At 43.8% G+C, this 20676-nt stretch carries 18 protein-coding genes, 1 tRNA gene and 1 pseudogene; 6 read left to right on the plus strand and 14 right to left on the minus strand.

Annotated features, from left to right (window positions below):
- Window positions 1-16 precede the first annotated feature (16 nt).
- Window positions 17-184 carry an alpha/beta fold hydrolase gene (locus ACZ5O6_RS09655; RefSeq protein ID WP_447091404.1) on the minus strand — a complete coding sequence of 56 codons (168 nt, stop codon included), beginning with the start codon at window positions 182-184 and terminating at the stop codon, window positions 17-19.
- A 228-nt stretch (window positions 185-412) separates the two neighbouring features.
- Here ACZ5O6_RS09655 and ACZ5O6_RS09660 point away from each other — a divergent pair, with 228 nt between their 5' ends.
- A complete protein-coding gene (locus ACZ5O6_RS09660) occupies window positions 413-1366 on the plus strand; it encodes a glutaminase (RefSeq protein WP_447091403.1) in 954 nt (317 codons plus the stop codon).
- Window positions 1367-1391: 25 nt separating this feature from the next.
- On the opposite strand, the gene ACZ5O6_RS09665 is transcribed toward ACZ5O6_RS09660, so the two are convergent.
- Window positions 1392-1601, minus strand: coding sequence for a hypothetical protein (locus ACZ5O6_RS09665; protein WP_447091402.1), 210 nt, complete (start codon window positions 1599-1601; stop codon window positions 1392-1394).
- Window positions 1602-1927: 326 nt separating this feature from the next.
- Between ACZ5O6_RS09665 and nhaD the strand changes: the two genes are divergently transcribed.
- Window positions 1928-3376 carry a sodium:proton antiporter NhaD gene (nhaD, locus tag ACZ5O6_RS09670; protein ID WP_447091401.1) on the plus strand — a complete coding sequence of 483 codons (1449 nt, stop codon included), beginning with the start codon at window positions 1928-1930 and terminating at the stop codon, window positions 3374-3376.
- A gap of 230 nt (window positions 3377-3606) precedes the next feature.
- Window positions 3607-4428 carry an HDOD domain-containing protein gene (locus ACZ5O6_RS09675; RefSeq protein WP_447091400.1) on the plus strand — a complete coding sequence of 274 codons (822 nt, stop codon included), beginning with the start codon at window positions 3607-3609 and terminating at the stop codon, window positions 4426-4428.
- A 134-nt stretch (window positions 4429-4562) separates the two neighbouring features.
- Here ACZ5O6_RS09675 and ACZ5O6_RS09680 read toward each other — a convergent pair whose 3' ends face one another.
- Together ACZ5O6_RS09680 and pyk are read right to left on the minus strand one after the other, a co-directional pair.
- Entirely contained in the window at window positions 4563-4967 is a 405-nt protein-coding gene (locus ACZ5O6_RS09680) for a hypothetical protein (protein WP_464283506.1), read from the minus strand.
- 36 nt (window positions 4968-5003) lie between these two features.
- On the minus strand, window positions 5004-6446 hold the full coding sequence (gene pyk, locus ACZ5O6_RS09685; protein ID WP_447091398.1) for a pyruvate kinase: 1443 nt from the start codon (window positions 6444-6446) through the stop codon (window positions 5004-5006).
- A 304-nt stretch (window positions 6447-6750) separates the two neighbouring features.
- Between pyk and ACZ5O6_RS09690 the strand changes: the two genes are divergently transcribed.
- Window positions 6751-8049, plus strand: coding sequence for an aspartate aminotransferase type Ic (locus ACZ5O6_RS09690; RefSeq protein WP_447091397.1), 1299 nt, complete (start codon window positions 6751-6753; stop codon window positions 8047-8049).
- A 77-nt stretch (window positions 8050-8126) separates the two neighbouring features.
- Window positions 8127-8585, plus strand: a complete 459-nt coding sequence (locus ACZ5O6_RS09695; RefSeq protein ID WP_447091396.1) for a hypothetical protein — start codon at window positions 8127-8129, stop codon at window positions 8583-8585.
- On the opposite strand, the gene ACZ5O6_RS09700 is transcribed toward ACZ5O6_RS09695, so the two are convergent.
- The 6 genes from ACZ5O6_RS09700 to ACZ5O6_RS09725 all read right to left on the minus strand — a co-directional run bounded on the left by ACZ5O6_RS09700 (window position 8573) and on the right by ACZ5O6_RS09725 (window position 13390).
- On the minus strand, window positions 8573-9499 hold the full coding sequence (locus tag ACZ5O6_RS09700; RefSeq protein ID WP_447091395.1) for a TIGR01777 family oxidoreductase: 927 nt from the start codon (window positions 9497-9499) through the stop codon (window positions 8573-8575). The two genes, ACZ5O6_RS09695 and ACZ5O6_RS09700, sit on opposite strands and share 13 nt — an antisense overlap.
- A 73-nt stretch (window positions 9500-9572) precedes the next feature.
- Window positions 9573-10370 carry an alpha/beta fold hydrolase gene (locus ACZ5O6_RS09705; protein ID WP_447091394.1) on the minus strand — a complete coding sequence of 266 codons (798 nt, stop codon included), beginning with the start codon at window positions 10368-10370 and terminating at the stop codon, window positions 9573-9575.
- Window positions 10370-10720 carry a DUF1820 family protein gene (locus tag ACZ5O6_RS09710; protein WP_447091393.1) on the minus strand — a complete coding sequence of 117 codons (351 nt, stop codon included), beginning with the start codon at window positions 10718-10720 and terminating at the stop codon, window positions 10370-10372. Before ACZ5O6_RS09710 ends, ACZ5O6_RS09705 begins: the two co-directional genes overlap by 1 nt.
- 67 nt (window positions 10721-10787) lie before the next feature.
- Complete coding sequence (locus tag ACZ5O6_RS09715; RefSeq protein WP_447091392.1) at window positions 10788-12143, minus strand: sensor histidine kinase; 1356 nt, start codon at window positions 12141-12143, stop codon at window positions 10788-10790.
- Window positions 12140-12820 (minus strand): response regulator transcription factor, encoded by a 681-nt coding sequence (locus tag ACZ5O6_RS09720; RefSeq protein WP_447091405.1) that lies wholly within the window; start codon window positions 12818-12820, stop codon window positions 12140-12142. The genes ACZ5O6_RS09715 and ACZ5O6_RS09720 overlap by 4 nt, the downstream gene beginning before the upstream one ends.
- A 114-nt stretch (window positions 12821-12934) precedes the next feature.
- On the minus strand, window positions 12935-13390 hold the full coding sequence (locus tag ACZ5O6_RS09725) for a Spy/CpxP family protein refolding chaperone (RefSeq protein WP_447091391.1): 456 nt from the start codon (window positions 13388-13390) through the stop codon (window positions 12935-12937).
- 290 nt (window positions 13391-13680) lie between these two features.
- On the opposite strand from ACZ5O6_RS09725, the gene ACZ5O6_RS09730 reads away from it, so the two are divergent.
- Window positions 13681-13757 (plus strand) — tRNA-Arg (locus ACZ5O6_RS09730).
- Window positions 13758-13801: 44 nt separating this feature from the next.
- Here the strand turns inward: ACZ5O6_RS09730 and ACZ5O6_RS09735 are convergent.
- The 4 genes and pseudogenes from ACZ5O6_RS09735 to ACZ5O6_RS09750 all read right to left on the minus strand — a co-directional run.
- Window positions 13802-14089: pseudogene (locus tag ACZ5O6_RS09735) on the minus strand (integrase core domain-containing protein); the annotation flags it as partial.
- Window positions 14053-14598 carry a hypothetical protein gene (locus tag ACZ5O6_RS09740; RefSeq protein ID WP_447091390.1) on the minus strand — a complete coding sequence of 182 codons (546 nt, stop codon included), beginning with the start codon at window positions 14596-14598 and terminating at the stop codon, window positions 14053-14055. The pseudogene ACZ5O6_RS09735 and the gene ACZ5O6_RS09740, both read right to left, overlap by 37 nt.
- A gap of 34 nt (window positions 14599-14632) precedes the next feature.
- Window positions 14633-15778, minus strand: coding sequence for a hypothetical protein (locus ACZ5O6_RS09745; protein ID WP_447091389.1), 1146 nt, complete (start codon window positions 15776-15778; stop codon window positions 14633-14635).
- Window positions 15771-20561, minus strand: a complete 4791-nt coding sequence (locus ACZ5O6_RS09750; protein ID WP_447091388.1) for an alpha/beta hydrolase — start codon at window positions 20559-20561, stop codon at window positions 15771-15773. Before ACZ5O6_RS09750 ends, ACZ5O6_RS09745 begins: the two co-directional genes overlap by 8 nt.
- Window positions 20562-20676 lie beyond the last annotated feature (115 nt).

Genomic DNA, 20676 nt, shown 5'->3' on the forward strand with positions numbered 1-20676 from the left:
TTAAACTGTAGCAGGTTCAACCTGACCCCGTGTAGTCAAATAAAATAACCTTATAATCCTCTATAAAATCAGGCACCATAAAACGCCACATATTTTGATCACAGCCAAAGCCGTGAGCAAACATAATCGACTTTTCTCCCTCGCCCTTAACGATCACATTATTTCTTTGAACAACACTTTCCATCAGCCAATCCAGCCTTTGAGTGATAACAACCTTGAGTATAATACATAGATATAGATATTACCGTCTCAAACCATCAACCACACCACTTAGCTGACAATATCTCAACAATCAAAAACACCAAAAAATCGCATCTATGATTCAAAACCCACTAAAAACGGTGGATTAGCACCAATAAAACACTCATAATTGTGCGGCGATACTTATCACAACATACTAGACTTACTGATCATGAAACACTGCCTTCCCCACAACAACTCACCACTCGATACTTTAGCTCTACCGGATATCCTGGCGCGTATTCACGATGAAGTAGTGACTGAATATGGCAAAGGTAATGTCGCTGATTACATTCCCGCATTAAAAGAGGTGAATCCCAACCAATTTGGCATGGCATTACGCACTATTGAAGGCGAAGAGTTTTGTGTAGGCCAGGCAAACACCGCCTTTTCGATACAAAGCGTATCCAAGTTGTTTGCATTAATGCTGGCATTAGACATCGCGGGTGACGATGTCTGGAAACGAGTAGGCAGAGAGCCTTCAGGCATGCGCTTTAATTCTTTACTCTTATTAGAGTCTGAAGGCGGTATACCTAGAAACCCATTTATTAATGCTGGCGCTATTGCCATCTCCGATATTATTGCGACACGCAGCTCGATCCCCAGCAAACGCATTGAAGATTTTATTGCTTCTTTATCGGGCAACATCAACAATCGCGTTGACCCGGAAGTCGCTGCGGGAGAAAAAGCGACAGGCTTTTTAAATACAGCCATTGCCAATTTACTGAAGGCCATGGGCAACTTACATGGCGACGTCGACAACACGTTAGATTGCTACTTCAAGCAATGTGCGATAACCATGAACTGTATTGATTTAGCGCGTGCGACAGAGTGTTTAGCCAACAGAGGCAATTCAACCTTTCAAGAAGGTGAACATCGGCCATTTGCCGATAAAAGAATTAACTCGCTAATGTTAATGTGCGGGCTGTATGACGCGGTAGGTAATTTTGCCTACAACGTCGGTTTACCCGCGAAGAGTGGTGTGGGCGGAGGGATTGTCGCTGTTGCACCCGGGCAATATACCGTTGCAGTATGGTCGCCAGAGTTAGATGACTACGGAAACTCAGTATTGGGACAGCTCGCGCTGGAAAAACTCACCACCTATACCAAAACGTCGATATTCTAAACAAATCTACCGATATAATGAGCTATTAACCAGCACTGGCCTTTTGTCCATGGCAGAGTTCGTTAACATACTCTAATCCACAGCGTAGTAATTGCGCCTGCTTTAGAAAGCTCATTTCTGCATTAATGATCGGCCGTATCTCTTTAGGATTGAACCATGTACCACTAATGAGCTGAATAACATAACCCGTATCATGCTCTTGTAAAGTATCGTTATCAATAAAACGCCAGTCCATCTTGTACCTCTCTTCTTATCTATTGGAGACTCATTTGGGTCGCTACTAACCACGGTTAAAATTAAGTATTTATTAACAGCAACGAATCTATAGGCACATTATGAGCTGTCCAGCGTGAGTGATCTGTAGGATATCTCCTAAGTTTACGTAAGAGAAAATGACAAAGAAGGCCCTCATATCATCTAAAAAAACTAAAACCACTCAAAAAATAGGGCTTTAGTGCCTTTTTACAATAAAGCAGTACTGCAAAGCGAGCCAATATAGTAAGATGCGCGCGCTTAATAATGATTACTTTTTTTCATTCATTCGAATAGGTCAATGTAATAATGTTTATGTCTATTACCCCTCGTATTTTATTTATTTTGATGGCGACACTCGCGTCGCCATTTGCTGCCGCCAGTGCCGCTGGTGCTGATATGACTTCGTCAACCGTGGGTTATATTTGCTTAGCGATTTTTGCTATTGCTTACATCCTCGTGATTGGAGAAGAGTACCTACACTTACGCAAGTCAAAGCCCGTATTATTGGCCGCTGGCCTTATATGGATTTTGATTGCGATGACATATCAAGGCAGCGATGATTCTAACCATGTGATTGGCGATGCGTTACGCCATAACCTACTAGAATACGCCGAACTATTATTGTTTTTACTCGTTGCCATGACTTATATCGCCGCTCTAGAAGAACGACGTTTATTTGATGGTTTGCGCGTATGGTTAGTCTCTAAAGGCCTTAGCTTTAGACAATTGTTTTGGACGACCGGTATATTAGCGTTTTTCATCTCTCCTATTGCCGACAACCTCACAACAGCCCTTGTTATGTGTGCGGTTATTCTAGCCGTAGGTGGAGACAACAAAAAGTTTGTTTCTGCTAGTTGTGTCAACATTGTCGTTGCTGCCAATGCAGGGGGTGCATTCAGCCCTTTTGGCGACATCACAACACTGATGGTATGGCAAAAAGGGATTGTTGACTTCGTGCAATTCTTCACCTTATTTGTGCCATCACTAGTTAACTTTTTAATCCCAGCTGTCATCATGAGCTTCTTCATCTCAAAAGAACAGCCAGCATCGAACGGCGATAAGGTAGAACTAAAGCGTGGCGCCAAGCGTATTGTAGTGCTCTTTTTAGCCACCGTTGCAACCGCGATTTTGTGTCACACATTCTTACATCTACCGCCAGTATTCGGCATGATGACAGGTTTGGCTTATTTACAATTCTTTGGCTTTTTCCTCAAAAAGACATTACCCAAATCATTGGAAAAGAAACGTCAAGCCAGCTCTAACGATCCTAAAAAGCTATCCGAACTTAACCAAATCGCACCGTTTGACGTATTCAGTCATGTACAACGTGCAGAGTGGGACACACTGATGTTTTTCTACGGTGTCGTTATGTGCGTGGGCGGCCTAGGGTTCTTGGGCTACTTAGGCATGGTATCCGAAGTCATGTATACGCAATGGAGCCCGCTCTATGCCAATATTTCTGTTGGCGTACTGTCTGCGATTGTCGACAATATTCCGGTCATGTTTGCGGTACTCACTATGCTGCCTGATATGGATTTAGGCCAGTGGTTACTTGTCACCTTAACAGCGGGTGTAGGCGGTAGCTTACTATCTGTCGGTTCAGCAGCAGGTGTTGCATTAATGGGGCAAGCCCCAGGCAAATATACCTTTTTTAGCCATCTCAAATGGACACCGGTCATCGCATTAGGCTATATCGCGAGTATTATGACTCACCTGTGGATCAACGAAGCGCTATTCAATAACGTAGTACTCTAATAGAACAGCATATTGAACGTAACAAAAGGCCGCTTAGCTACCACTAAGTGGCCTTTTTTATGTTGTGTCTTAACTATCATCCCACCCCTTCCCTCTAAAGCCTACAGCCACCTCACCACTTATCGTGCTCAGCTATTTTTCCATAATTATTTTTTGGAATAGTTTAGCAATTTTTACCGCTTGTTCTATGCTGAAAGAAGACTTAATCATACGTAGTAGAGGACAACACTGTGGACTTACATAACCTTATTTCGAATGCCGAACACATGCCCAATATCCCCAAAGTCGTTCAGGAACTGATACAAAGTTTCGGCGATGAAGGGGTCGATAGCACTGAAATCGCAGCCAAACTCAATAAAGACCAATCAATGACTGCCAAAGTACTACGCATGGCAAATTCATCGAAATATGGTGGTCATCGAACGGTCGGATCGGTCAATGATGCCGTTGTATTACTGGGATTCAATGCGTTACGTACCATGGTTCTTGCATCGGGTCTCACATCAGCATTCCCGACTCCTGAAGGTTTCAATATTAAAGAGTTTTGGGTAAGAAGCTTTAGTGTGGCTTCATTGAGTAAGTGGGTTGCTAAACATGCCCCTGATGTCGATGTAGAAATCGCTTTTACCTGTGGCATGATCCACGACATAGGTGGATTACTCACACATATTTTAGTTAATGAAGAAGCACAAGAGATTGATCGTGTTGTCGAAAAAGGCGCTGATCGTGTAGAAATGGAAGAAAGCCACTTAGGCTTTAATTTTACAGAAGCCGGTTCAGAACTGGCGCATCGATGGAAATTTCCTGAAGACATCGTCGATGGCGTAAAACATCAAATGTCACCAGAGACCGATGATGGTTACAAAAAATTGGCTGGCATCGTATTTATTGCCAAATATCTCTACCTTCATCAGAACGAAGGTAGCGACTCCATCGTCGCCGACTTCCCCAATGAACACGCGAAAGCCTTAGGTATTAATGTTGTCACTATGCTAGACAGCATTGATGAAATTAACGAGCTTGATTCTGGCATTGAAGAATTATTGAGCTAAGTTCTAAGCAACCGCTTAATACTCATTTTTGATAAAAGTGAAATAAAAATACCAGACAATGTCTGGTATTTTTATTGATACGATATTTTTAGTACACGATATTTGAACCAGTCAATTAGTCGTTTAAATTTAATCTATCGAATAATTTCCATACCCAAATTTAATTGCACTAGTGTTACTGCGTATAGTATAAAACTGCATAATAAAACAACGTTAACAACAGCGGCTATGGGCTTTATATATCGATAAACGAGTTGAATATACGAGTAATAACGCGCCGTTTTATTCACCGCGTCACCTGCAATTAATACAGACATCATCACCATAACAATACCCGATACCAGTGCAGCGATACCCCAAAATTGCTCAAGGTGACGTAAGCCAAACCAAAGGCTATTCCACAATCCAGCCAATAACAGTAAAGCGGATATCACATGAGTTGATACTGGTCGCGCCGAGACAATACCAGCATGCAGCCATGGTACGGAGCAATAAGCACAGAGTCCCAGCAGCATAATGAACGTGACGACTATTCCCATACGAATAACTACCTCTATTAGTTAATGCACAACGGGTTATGCATCACCAACACGTAATACTTTAAGCCCATTGGTGCCACCTTGGAGGTTATCGTGGTCACCTTTGGTGATAATCACAAGGTCACCATCTTCAACCACACCTTTTTGTTTAAGCTCATCAATAGCACGTAAGTTAGTCGCATGCGATGTCATATCATGACTTTCAAAAGCTACCGACTCCACACCTAAAAATAGCGAAACACGCGCCTGAGTTTTTGGAATACGAGAGAACGCGTAAATAGGCAAATAAGAATTAATGCGCGACATCAATAAAGTGGTAGAACCCGTTTCGGTAAAAGCAATAATCGCTTTTACACCCTCAAGGTGGTTTGCCGTATACATTGCAGCCAAACCAATCGATTCATCAATAGCGTGAAATTGCTTATCGATACGATGCGTAGAATGGCGAACGCTTGGATCAATTTCCGCGCCGCCAATCGCTCTAATCATCGCTTTAACGGTTTGCACCGGAAAATTACCGGCTGCGGTTTCGCCTGACAACATCACCGCATCAGTACCATCGATCACCGCGTTAGCCACATCAAATACTTCGGCACGTGTCGGCAAAGGACTGTTAATCATTGACTCCATCATTTGAGTCGCCGTAATCACACACTTATTCAACATTCTTGCGCGAGAGATAATTCGTTTTTGTACGACCACTAATTCAGCATCACCAATTTCAACACCCAAATCACCACGCGCCACCATCACCGCATCAGAAGCACGAATAACAGCATCTAGATTGTCATTATTTGCAACCACCTCAGCTCGCTCAATTTTTGCAACAATACCTGCATTTCCACCGGCATCGGCCAATAAACGACGCGCCTGAATAATATCTTCCGCATTACGAGGGAAAGAGACGGCTAAATAATCCACATCAATCTTCGCCGCTAGCTCAATATCTTGCAGGTCTTTTTCCGTTAATGCTGGTGCAGAAAGGCCACCGCCTTGCAAATTGATCCCTTTATTATTGGATAAGGTTCCCGCGACATCAGCACGACAATGAATTTTATGCCCTTCGATAGACTCGACAAACAATACAATACGCCCATCATCCAGCAATAATGTATCGCCCGCTTTACAATCATCCGGCAACGCCTTGTAATCAATACCTACGGCCTGCTGATTACCGTCTTCTTTCCCTAGGCTGGCGTCGAGAACAAACTTATCACCAACAGCGAGCTCTATCGATCCTTCCGCAAAGCGTGAAATTCTAATTTTTGGCCCTTGCAAGTCACCGAGTACCGCTACTTGCCGATGATGTTTTGCCGCTAATGCTCGAACTTGTTCTGCACGATGCTGATGATCCTCTGCCGCACCGTGAGAAAAGTTCATTCGAACGACATTAACACCAGCCACAATAAGCTCCTCTAAAGTATTACCTTTATCTGTTGCTGGGCCTAATGTCGCGACTATTTTGGTACGTCTTTGCATGGAATACTCTCTGTTTTGTTCAGCGATGATGGAATAAATAGGTAGAAATGATAGATAGCATAACCTAAAGGATAGATATGACAAGATCATGAATCGACTTAGCTTCTCATCTTGCTCCTTTAGAGAGAACCACACCACTCTCAAAAGCGGTCAATTGGTACTATTGTCTAAAAAAATAACGAGTATTCACTCTAAGACGGTGATTTTACAAAAGCACACGCTATAATGTTGCGGTTTATATTTCATAATACTGGCAATAAGTCTTTGCTAGTACCCTCCTTTCTGCTTACTTCGAGGAATTCACTTGAACCTTCAACATGCATCAGCCGACGAGCTTCACCAGTGGGAAGCCGGCTTATCACGCGAACATCAGGCTTTTTGTCAAAAAAACGTGTCGCTCGATCTTACTCGCGGCAAGCCATCTAGCGACCAACTAACCTTAGCCAATAACCTAGACGGTATCTTAGAGGGTGAATATACGGCACCTGATGGCACCGACACCCGTAACTATGGCGGTCTTGAAGGGCTAAAAGATATGCGTAAGCTAGGCGCAGAAGTATTGGGCGTTAACCCTAGCGAAGTACTCGCGCAGGGCAACAGTAGCCTGACACTAATGTTCTATGCTGTATTAATTGCAAAAGAATTTGGCCTAGGCCAGCGAGGCGCTAATACCGCCGCTGAAACTGCATGGAAAAACACCAACGATAAAATCACCTTTATCTGTCCAGTACCGGGCTACGACCGCCACTTTAGCATTTGTGAACAATTCGGTATTGAAATGATCACCGTAGCGATGACACCGACAGGCCCAGATATGGACGCCGTCGAAGCGCTCATCAAAAACGATCCTTCCATTAAAGGGATGTGGTGTGTGCCCAAGTACTCCAACCCAACCGGCACCGTTTATAGTGATGAAACCGTCGACCGTATTGCTCAATTAGGTAATATTGCAAGCAGTAACTTTTGTGTGTTTTGGGATAATGCCTACGCGGTACATGATTTACAGGGTTATAAATCTATTGCCAACATCATGGATCGCTGTCGTGAACATGGCACAGAAGATTCTGTCCTTCAATTTGCATCGACGTCAAAAATCACTCATGCAGGCTCTGGCGTTGCGTTTATTGCCTCTTCGGAAAGCAACGTAAAACACTTTCTTGATGTATTAGGCATCTTAAGTATTGGCCCTGATAAAGTGAATCAGTTACGCCATCTCCGCCTATTCCCTGACTATGCCGCACTATTACAGCACATGGAAAAACATGCACAATTACTAACACCACGTTTTGAATGTGTACTTAAACATTTGAGCACACATTTTAGTGATAACAATTTAGGTGAATGGGAAAGCGCTGAAGGCGGGTACTTCATTTCATTTGATACGCAACCAGGATTAGCAAAAGCGGTGGTTGAACTTGCTGGTGAAGCAGGCGTTAAGCTAACACCTGCTGGCGCGACTTTCCCTTACGGGAATGATCCAGAAAACCGTAATATCCGTATTGCGCCATCAATGCCAACATTGGATGATATTGAGCAAGCCATGCAAATTTTTGTTAATTGCGTAAAACTAGCTTCCGTAAGACAAGCACTTTCTCAAGCATAATATCAATACGTCACATCATCAAAAGAGCAGCTTTATCTATTCGATATTGCTGCTCTTTTTATATCAGCCTTTTTAAAATGAGTACTATTAACAACGAGCACATTCAAATGGAATGGACAACAGAAAAAAACACCGACAATACACAAACTGTTTATTACTCACACTGCAAAAACAATAACGAAGCTGCGATAAAACATGCCGTTAATCAAACCCTCGAAAAAGCGATCAGCTATTTATACGACAATATACAAGATGACTCACTTTACTTTTTAGTCGAATGGAATAATGACGACCAATCATTAGCCGTCGTCGTCACCGATGATAGCAAGCAGAAAGAATCCAAACATAAAGTGCATTGTGATTTTTCGGAAATAGGTAATAGTAAAGTGGTTGACGAAAACACACCCTCACCGATCGATGTATCTTCTATTCAATATTGGGCAAGAGACTTGCTAACGACCGATACACAGTATATTCGTTTTTCCTTAGTCGCTATTTTTAGCCAAGGCGACCGCCAAAAAACTCAGTTGCTGTAGCCGTCAAATACACTAGAGGGTGTTTGAATAATATTATCAAGCGCGTCCTTTATGGTGGGGTAACGAAATGTAAAGCCTGCATCGAGCAGCCCTTTAGGAATGACTCGCTGCCCTTCTGTAAGTAGTTGCGACGTCTCTCCGAACAGCAACGCTAACACGAAAGCGGGCATTGGAAATACGTGTGGTCGTTTTAGTGTTTTTGCAAAAGTTTTGGTAAATTCTTGATACATAACTGGCGTAGGTGCGGTAGCGTTAAATACGCCTTCAGTCTCTGGGTTATCAAGTAAGAATAAAATGGCCTCAACCATATCGTGGATATGAATCCATGAGAACCATTGCTTACCCGACGCCACATTACCACCCAAACCCAATGAAAACGGCGTCCACATTTTTTGTAATGCACCCGCATTTTTATCAAGCACAACACCGGTACGCAATAAACACACCCGTGTGCCTAGCGATCTTGCTTTTAACGCCTCAAACTCCCATTCGCTACACAAACGACTAGGAAAGCACGAGCGAGAGTTTGCAAACTCATCTAATGCTTCCCCTTCAGGATGATTACCATAATAACCAACGGCCGACCCGCTAATCATCACTTTAGGGGGTGTCTCCACCTTCGATATCCATTTATTGAGGTGACGGGTAACCCCTATACGGCTAGAACGTAATTGGCTTCTACGCTTTTTCGTCCAGCGTTTATCCATAATCGGTTCACCCGCTAAGTTCACTACCGCATCAATGTCGATAAGCACATCACGAAAATAATAGACATAACTCACACTATCGCCGTACAGCCTGCGCGCCTTATCAATATCACGACAAAAAAGCACAATCTTGTGCTGCTGCTTTAATAAAGCGGCAACAAGATGACGACCAATAAAACCTGTACCACCAGTGATTAAAATATTCATGAAGAAAATTCTCGGTTCCCTTGTTTATCTCACAGAGATAAACATTAATATCCATTGCGTCAGGATCGACATATTAAGACAAAAAGCGTTTAACAATACCGACAAAAATATCGGGTTTTTCGGCATGCAGCCAATGCTGAGTGCCATTAATAACTTTTACGCTCGCGTTAGGAAAAAGGCTCAAAATAGCGTCACGATGCTCTGGCAATATATAGGGCGATAGCTCGCCCTTGATAAATAAAACAGGTGAAGTAAATGAGGGAAAGCCAGCAGAATTAGCATCAATAAGTTTATCGTAATCGCCCATTAAGCCATCAATATTGGCTCGCCAATACCATGTACCTTCTGTTGTTTTTTCCAAATTTTTCAGTAAAAAACTTCGTGTTGATAACTCACCCACATGGGGCTGCATCATTTTATCCGCATCCATACGTGACTGAATACTCGCTAAATCCACTGCACGAAAAGCAGCAAACACATCATTATGGCGTGCGTGATACGCTACAGGGGCAATATCAGCTACCATTAGCCGATCTACTTTTTCAGGATAGCGCAAGGCAATTTCCATTCCGACCTTTCCGCCTAATGAATGCCCCAATATATGTGCGCGAGCAATATCGTTGTCATCCATCCAGCTCGCGACCGCTTCAGCAAGGCTAACTAAACTAGTGCTATCGGTATGCGCCGAACGGCCATGATTAGGAAGGTCTAAAGAATAAACGCAGTAGTCATCCGATAATTTGCGAGCAATCAGCCCTAAATTCTCTAACGACCCAAATAAGCCATGAATTACCAAGATTGGGGGCGCATGAATATCGCCCGCTTGACGTGAATAAATTGCCGGTAATAGCGTAGTTGCCGACGAAGCCATTAAGAATCACTATTCGTTGGCTTGCCCGTGCGGTGCTCTCGCGTAGGGAACTGTGAAATATTTCCAGTGCCTTTAATATCAGACACTTTCACCTGTCCTTCTTTTTCCACTTCATCAATTCTAATAATTGACTGCATGGGAATATAAGATCGCTTCACCCCGGCAAATTCACCTTTTAGCTTCTCTTCTGCGGGATCAACAATGACTTGCGTGCGCTCCCCAAACAACAATTCTTCTACTTCGATAAAGCCGTACATATCGCTCTGATAGATATTGCGTGCGTAGATCTCGAAGACTTCACCTTCGTTGTAATAGATCACCTTAAAGATAGATGTAGTAGACTCGGACATAACTCTCTCTATTATTAACAACTCAACATGGAAGCTAATATGGAGATAAATAGCCGATATTACAAGCTTAACGCTCACCTAAAGCTGAAGAGGAAGGTAAAGCACAGGGTAAAGTGACGCGCACATCAGTACCTACCCCCTCTTGGCTGCTTATGACTAATTGACCGCCATGAGCCTCAGCAATGACTTTGCACAAATACAAACCCAAGCCATAACCACCGGTTTGCCTCTGTCTTGCAGGGTCAACGCGGTAGAAAGGCTCAGTGAGGTGCTCAACCACATCATTAGCGATGCCCTCGCCATCATCACTGATCTGTGCAATCACATGACCGTCCTGCACAAAAACCGACAGCAACACCTGCTGCTTTTTATAGCGCAGTGCATTGCTAAGAATATTTTTTAACAGTAACTTAATACGGGTTTTATCTACAGACAACATGATCGACGCGCTCGAAAAATCACAGCGCAGCGATTGCGCATGATCAGCATTTTTGGCGGATAGCGTATCAACGACCTCACGGCATAATTCAACAAAATCAGTGTCTATTTTATCCAAAGCTTGATGATTATTACTCAAACGCTCGGTTTCCAATATCTCGCTCACTAAATCACCCACCTCACCGATATCTTGCTTGAGCTGTTTTTTCAAGGCACTATCATCTAACATTTCAATGGCCACATTCGCTCGCGTCAGCGGTGTGCGTAACTCATGGCTAACAGCTAATAATAACTGCCGCTTCGCATCTAATATCTTTTCTAACTGCTCTGCCATCGCATTAACATCGGCTGCTAACACACCTAATTCATCGTGCCGCTTTACATCAATGCGATAAGCTAAATTGCCCGCCCCAATTTCTCGCACACCTTCTTTAATCACTAATATTGGATGGAATAATTTATGCGTGGCGTAATACAAAAGAAGCAATACAGCCAGCAAGAGGATCAAAGGAACAATAATGCGAGGGTGTTTTCTTTCATGCTTAAAATGCCCCAAGCCAAAGAAAAATGTCGTCTTAGCCGATGTCATCACGAGATAGTCCGTACCCTCTATTTCTGCATGACCATAACGGACACCTTTGCGACGAAAACGCTGCTCTATCTCGCGGGGATCAATCGGTTGAATACGAACATCAGAAGACCAACGGCCACGGGGATCGACAATCATAATGGTCATATTAAGCTTTTCTGCCAGCGCTGCAGCCTTAACATAATCGGCGGGAATACCTATATCCTGACGTACATACTCTAAATACTTACCCAAATACGGGCGCACTTTTTGCTTAAAATAATCCTTATAAAAATGATTTAAGCCGATACCAATAATCAATACAAATAGCACGGCAATCATCGCAAACAAAGCCATCAGCTTGCCGGACAAACCCTGAAATTTTTGCCGTATCGAGATAAAGCGAGACAAAATCATGACGAACTTTCCACAAAAATATAGCCACGACCACGCACCGTCTTAATCACCTGCAACGGTTTTAATTTTTGTCGCAAGCGACTCACCAAAATATCTACCGAACGAGAAAATAATTCCGTATCGACGCCTTTTAAGGCATGCAATATATCATCACGACTCAGCAGTACATGAGGAGACGAAGCGAACAACACCAGTAATTGATACTCCATCGCACTTAATAAAATCGCATCACCGTTAATCGTAACGTCCATTGATGATTGCTCAATACATAAGTCACCGTACTGCAAAGTAGATAACGACGACGCCTTAGATACTTTTTGGGTTCGTTTCAAAATTGTTTGAATGCGCGCTAACAACTCTCTAGGCTCAAACGGTTTGGCTAAATAATCATCCGCACCAATTTCTAGCCCAACAATACGATCCATCACATCACCTCGCGCCGTGAGCATCACAATAGGAATATCACTGCTTTTTCTAATCTGTTTACAAACCTCAAAACCATCTTGCTCCGGTAGCATGACATCCAAAATAACTAACTCATACGTCTGCGACTGCAATTGCTGATAACCCAAACTAGGCGTGACCGCATTCACACAGTCAATATCAAACCGACGAAAATAAGACGACAGCAACTCGCCTAGCTGGTTGTCATCATCAATTAATAAAATTTTTTGCATCACGTTATCAGTAACCTGTGATTGATATCATTCATATACCACCCATATTGGACGATCAAATATACAACTCAACGCGAGCACCCAATAAAAGTGCTCGCGTTGCATTAATGGTATTTACTGATCATGACCTTTACGTTTGTGTTTACGCTGCGACTTTTTCTCTAACACCTTACGCACCTCTTCCTGCTGCTCAGCATTCAGACTATCGTAAAAATCGGCTAATGCCGCCACCATTGCTGGCGACTGATCTCGTATTACGTCGGCTTTAGCCGTAAAGTGATCCAAGGCCAAGGGTTGATTCATCGTCTCACCCGATACTATCGCCGCAACACTTTCTCGCATCGCCCGCTTATGTTCACGCATCGCGTCACTGTACGCAATCGCCGCTTGCTTGGCTGCCATTAGCTTATCCGTCTGCCCGGAATCAAGCGAGAGCTTTTTCTCCACATGCTCAAACATACGATCAATACGTTTTTCCGCACCTCCATGCTTACCGCCATAGGCAAACGCTGTTCCTACAATCGTAAATACACCCAATATTACACACGCTATTTTCGTCTTCATTTTCATTGTCATCTCCAAAGTTATGTTGATTAATTTGACAGGGAGCATAATAAACAAAGCCATCCTCCCAAACTTTTCATACACGTAACCTTATGTAACAAAGTGTAACTATCTAGATAAGGCTTATTGCGCGACGAGAAAATAGCAGAAACAGAGCGGTCAAAAAACAACCAAGAAAGAATTTAGATGAAGAGTAGCCTAATAAATTAGGGCCTGAACGATTAGTTATTGAAAACACCCCCGTAACTAGTGTTAAATAGCGCCCTCGTTGAACAACAAACGTTGCAACGACCAACGCATCCGTAGCTCAGCTGGATAGAGTAGGTGGCTTCGAACCACTTGGTCGGGGGTTCGAATCCCTCCGGATGCGCCATTTCAACATCCAGCAAGATACCAAACCGTAACACACTGTTCTGGTCAACCCAAACAGGACACTTTTATTTCAGACAGTTCATAGTTAACCGGTGACATATCGTTGTTGCTCGCATGTAGCCGATCATTGTTATAGTAGCGGATATAATCCGCCACATCTTTTTTCATGTGGTTACGCGTAGGTTGATCTACTTTAAAAATTCAGTCATGTTTAAGGCTCCCGAAGAATCTCTCAACCATCACATTATCCCAGCAAGCACCCGTACTCCCCATAGAGGCTCTTACTCCATAACCTTTCAGCAGTTTGCGTTGTAGGCTTGCCAATGACGATCCTCATCGGCTAAAGGCACGAGTAAAGGGACGCGTAAGCTCGGACGACCATCGGCGGTGGTTTCAGCAAAGCTAGGGCAACTGGCATTAGGCACACAGGCTTGGTCTTTGGGTTTGCCGATCACGTGAATATAATAATGCTCGGCGGTACTGAGGTTGCTACCCACATTGACCACTTGGGTTTGTCGCCCCGGTGCGATCGGAAACTCGGCTAAATCGGCGCCTGCACCGACGCCTTGCAAGGTGTTGGCCGCAGAGACTTTGGCAAAACGCCCGGTTAAGCCATATTGCTCACCATTATCAACGGCTAAACCTTCCGGAAAAGGATTACCCTCATGATCGACCCATTCGGTAAAAATGGTGACGGTGGTATCGCTGGTTAATGCGGCGCCTTCCGCACCAATGGTATACGTACGTTCGCTCCCTTCGGTAAGGCCTTGTTGTATATCGTATTGGCGCTCGGCCCAGACTTTTAGGTTGGATGGGTATAGGGTGATATCGGGGACATTCACACTCAGCAGGCTGTAACGAGAGGGTCATCACACTTTAAGGAGATTTTGCTGAAACAAGATAAGGTTCACCTGTCGGATTCATTTTGTAGCCAAGGAAAATTAACGGCTCGCCATCATAACCCCCGTAAGGATCAAACCTTATTTCTAAGCTGCCATAATATTGATTATTGTTGGCGGTAAAATAAAAGCGCTTTTCAACTATTTTTTGATAATTGGATTCGCCCTTGGTCATACTTAAACGATAGAAGGGTTCGTAACCCTCTTTTGGAGCAACATTTAGATACAAATCTTGCGTTTCTTGAATACCACCCTCTATTGCTTCAATTTCTACCGCCCAATCATCAAAATAACGATGTTCATCACTGTCTTTACAAGAATAACGAACTCGTAATTGTCCCTCACCGATACCCTTTACTTTACGTTTAATTTTACGCGATTTAATTAAATTTAAGGTGTACTCTCCTCCTGAACAATCAAAACTAATTAATGTATTGCTAACTTGATACAGTTTTTTAGCCGTGTTATCACTGGTTTTACGCCACACCTTAAAAATATACGGGGTGGATGGATCGCTATGGTTTGTCCACAGTAAAGTATTGCCATTTTCAGTATGTTGATAACTGGTAAAATATGCACCTCCTTCTTCAATATCTCCATCAGGTGCAAACTTTCTATAAATATCTAAATTAGGGTGTTTGATAGGACCTATACTTAAACTACCACCCTCCCCCCTAACAGAAAAACGTCCATCTTGGCCGGTAACCACTCTTCCCTGCCCAGAACCTGCGGCTAAATAGCGCCCCCCAACATCCACGCTGACAACAGCGCCTGCTACAGGCTTATCATGCTGGTCTATCAACTGGCCATAAAAACGAATATCCTCAATGCCACTCTGAAAACCTAAAGCATAATATCGTTGTAATTTTTTAGGTAATTGTTGCAACAATTGGCTGAGTTTATTTTCTGCCTCTGTTGGGTGTGTTTTTTGTAATTCCTTGATCGCTTCGAGATCTTCTTGCCACGGTTCTTTCTGTGCAGTTATTGGTTTATCTACTATGCCAAGTTCTTCTTTTTTGGGTTCTACCACTGTATTTTTGTCAAAAAATACAGTGTAAACACTCCCAAAAACCACGATTAATACAGAAATAATGAGAATGAATTCTTTAGTATTTTTAGTCATTATATAAGCCCGAAAAGTCATTTTTATCTTTATTTAATTGAAGTGATGTCTCCAAAAATGTTTTCCAATATTTTTGCATCACCGCATAGGTATCATAGAACTGTTTGCTATGGCCTTGGTTGCTATTGGTAAAATTATAAGGCCCTATATCTAAATTAATCGATTGTTGAACAATGTTATTGCTCACGTCAGCTTGCCCCAATGCATGTGTTCTAGAAGGAATGATGTGACTGAGTATATCTGACTTATCCTGATTAATTGGTTGCCCTTCGTACCAATTTAACACCACACTACCACGTTGATATTGACCTTCTACCTGATTTTTTTCCCGCAAAAAATAAGTGTACCCCCATTCTTCACCATCCAAATAATCAGGCTTGGTGAGCTGATTAAACTCCCAAGCGTTTAATGCAGCATCACCTGGATTATAAAGGTTGATCACATTATTAACTTTGCTTGAAAGAGCGTAATAATACTCGTTACCAATATTTAAAGTAGGCATATTATTATCGTTTGTTGATCCATGAACTATGGGAACGGTATAACGAAATCGATCAGGTGGCATATCAAAGGGAGAATCATCATGTCTATTGTAACAACGCCACGAAGCCTCCGCCTTTAATAGCTCCCCTTCTTCTGATGAGCAAAGCAGTTTAGTTTTCACCTTATGATTGATCCTTCCCATATCCTGATCATAAGCCCCACCGACTTCTGCCGCTTGTGTCGCCGTATAACTCGCAATCGGTTGGCTGCCTTCATAATGTAACAATGCCTCACTAGCAACCACATTACCCATACTATGCGCCAACAAATGAATATCTTGATATTCATTTTTCTCGTTTAACTCACTCAACCAATTCGCTAACTCTACGCCGACCAAGCGCCCCGTTGATTCACTATTACTGTAATTTTGTTCGTTACCAACGATATAAGTTAACAAAATAGTGACGGGGTCATATATGTGCGCCGGCTTATCAAACCACCCCGTCGGCCAACTAAGTGAGCCAAATGTACCTTTGTAACCCGACCAATAGAGACGCTTGAAGGCAGTATTGGCAAAGTTGATCTTTTCAGGATCTGTCATGCGCCACCCGTGTATTAATAAACTGTAATCTTCTGTTAACGCCTCTTCAGGGAAAATATTGGTATAAATGTGGGTTTTAAACGGAAATGTATTATCGTTAACAATGGCACTATACGGTCTTGGGTTTTCGTCACGACTACCATCTGCCCCCACACCTGCAGTAAGATTATGGTAAAAATCAGTAACCGTGTGTAAGTCCATATACACTTTATTCTCGGCTAGTTTTTGAGCATACCCCCCTGCACTGGCTATTTTAAAAACCTCAATGAGCAAATAGCAATCTTCAGCATTATCTATACAAGCGCTATCACTTTCAGATACTCCCTCAAAAATAAAGCGTCCGACACCTTTACTGTCAAAATAATCCAATATCTCGTCCGCAATGATATATTTGGGATCATCCGGCTTCACGACAAATAAATGCCCTGTATCATCATTCGCCGCATTCGTTTGTCGAATATTTTCAGCTTCATCATATACATAAGCGTGAGCATCATCCTCTTCACCGTCACGCCATGTACCTTTGAAGAGGTTGATATGTACACCACCACTGGTGCTGAAGCGTAAGTAAAATTGATCATTTAATTGTTGAGGTAAGCGAATCGCTAACGGAGAAAAATCCTCAAGATCTCGCTGGCTTTCAATACGACGTAAATTAAAATTCGATGAATTAGAATACGTTGAATCAGAAATATCCCATTGTTCACACACTTGCTCTTGTTGTTGATTTACATCATTAGGCTCAAGCGGTGGTGTGCTACAAGCTACTTGATCTTTAAGCGCATATGAACCGCTTTGCACAATGTCGTAGTCGTCATTAATCCAAAAACGATAAGGTCGCTTAGGTGTTGTTTTGTCAGATATACCTTCTGCTTCTGCTGGTTGTGTAAATTCAATTTTCCCATCTCGATTTAAATCCACTGCCACGTCTAAAGAAACAAACGCATACTCCCACAACACATTCGCGGCATCGTTATTGGTGTATAAACTCATGGTTAAAAAATCATCGCTGTCGAGTGCCGCTAGGTGCTCTAGGTTATCAAAACGGATCTGTTGGTCTTTATTAATAGTGACTTCGATTTCTTCGGCACCTAATGCCAGCACGAATTGTTGTTCGCCATCGACGGGGGTGAGTCGCTCTTGATTGGCGCTGATCAGTGAGAAGAAGACATCGAGATAATTGTCGCTGCTGCTAATGTGGGGTTGGCTATTACTGATAATATTGAGGGATTGCTCGTTACCTTGATTGTCGGTGGTGACGCGATTGACTTGATCCACCATTAAGCTGAGTTGGCTAAATTGGTATTCTGGTCGGTATTGCCAGCTATAGGCCGGTAAGGGTTTGATGGGATCGATGGCATTATCTGGGTCTGTGTCGTCGTTGTTTTTTTGTAGCTGCCGATAGGCGTTGTATTCTTGCCAATGACGATCCTCATCGGCTAAAGGCACGAGTAAAGGGACGCGTAAGCTCGGACGACCATCGGCGGTGGTTTCAGCAAAGCTAGGGCAACTGGCATTAGGCACACAGGCTTGATCTTTGGGTTTACCAATCACATGAATATAATAATGCTCGGCGGTACTGAGGTTGCTACCCACATTGACCACTTGGGTTTGTCGCCCCGGCGCGATCGGAAACTCGGCTAAATCGGCGCCTGCACCGACGCCTTGCAAGGTGTTGGCCGCAGAGACTTTGGCAAAACGCCCGGTTAAGCCATATTGCTCACCATTATCAACGGCTAAACCTTCCGGAAAAGGATTACCCTCATGATCGACCCATTCGGTAAAAATGGTGACGGTGGTATCGCTGGTTAATGCGGCGCCTTCCGCACCAATGGTATACGTACGTTCACTCCCTTCGGTAAGGCCTTGTTGTATATCGTATTGGCGCTCGGCCCAGACTTTTAGGTTGGGTGGGTATAGGGTAATATCGGGGACATTCACGCTCAGCAGGCTGTTTTGTCCGCTATCGCTGGCACTGGCCAGTTGTACCCGTGCCTTACCGGTATAGCCGGTGGCCCGGTTGATGGCGACAACCACGACAAACTCACCGGAACGCAGGTGGTCGGAGGCTCGCTGCTGAAAGGGTTCGGTGAGGGCATAATCGTTCGCCCATTCTTCGTACCCGTACAGGCCACTACTGGGATAAAAAAGATCCTGCCGGTAATCATCCAACCCCCGTAACATCACGCGATAAGCGACACTTTTACCGTCTACCGCGACTTCTGGGCGATAGGTGGTCGCTTCGGTGGTTTTAAGGCCACGCCGTTCCATAATTAACTGGCCGGTGGATTCCCTAAAAAAAAGAATATCAGTATTGCGTAAGTCCTCGGTACTGATCGCTTTGAGTAGCCCGATAGGCTCGTCGCGAATGGGGGTATCGATGAGGCGAATAAGGTCAGGGGCAATGGCGTTGCCCTCTTCATCCGTGGCGGTAGCGTTACTGGCTTCAAAGTATAAGCCCTGCTTATCGCCTTCGGGGTTGGCCTCAAATACTCGGGTAGTCTCACCTTGTTCATCGCTGATCTCAGTTACATAACCCGCTACCGTAGTATCAGCAACCCCATCGCCATTAAAGTCGTAATGAGCTTGTGTACTTTGCTCGGCAGGTTCACTAAATGCGCTGTACGTGGTGGCGCCCACAGCAACGCTCTCATCGTGGGCATTGCGTAGTGTCATCGCGCCGTTAAGAAAGATGACATCGACATACAAGTTATCTTGGCGAAAGTAGCTGCCTATACCACCACAGAGATCGCTGCCGTTTAGATACAGATGATAGCGCGAAGTAGGCGCACCATTAGGCGTAAACGGTGTGTAGTAGAGGGCAGCTGACAGATAGACACTAACGGGGTAAGTCAACGGTACGCGATTATTGTTTCCATATCCATAATATCCGTAATAGCAACTAGGTAGTCGATAGCTTAGGCTATAGGCTCCACGTGCATCAGTGACCGCCTCGATTTGATTCGTAAACACATCCGCAGTGATATTTACACCTTCTAAGGCACCGTGGATAGGTGTGTCGGGCGTGATACGCGTATGAAATTGATTGATAAAGTGATTAACATCCCCCTGCGATAACGCGGGCGCATTAGGGTCACCAAAATAGCCGGTGCGATAGCCGATATTGTTCGGTGATTGCGCAATGATAATGCCATCAGCATCTACCACGAGGCTGACATCGTTAGTATCGACCGAGCCACTGGTCATGTCGAGAGCAAAACGTTGTAACACCAGCGTATCCGGATCGTGGGTGATGCGGTTACTTTGCCCACGGACGAGTACGCTGCGAGTCCCTTCCGGTAATGCTGGGCGGTCGATGATGGTCTGGTTGTCGGCGGCGAGGAATGTGCTGGCCAGAAACTGTGTTCTGGACATCAGCTCAGCCCCTTCGGCGAGGGTGTCTTGATAGTCGTTAAGGAAGGTATCTATACGTTGCTGATAGGTATGGTATAGGCTGGCTGGGACGACGACTAAGTCATTGACGTCATAGCCGGAGGTATTGACTACCCTCGCCTCTGAGCCATCGGTGTGGTATTCCACCAAAATGGGCTGTTGTGTGGTGGGATCAAGAATGACGGAACGTGCAATGACATAACCGGAGCGATAGGCGCTGTGGCTTATACTGGAGAGCGTCAGCAATAAGGCGAGTACCACTACGCGCTTTATTAATGAGAAAACAATAGTCCGTGATTGTGTCATTGCTATGTTGATTCCTTGTGAATTTTTATATTGAAACGCTGAACAAGTTATTCCGATGACAACCGGCATCTAGTCAACGTTTTGTATTATAGAGATACCGGATCAAGTCCGGTAT

Source organism: Eionea flava, from assembly GCF_055393785.1.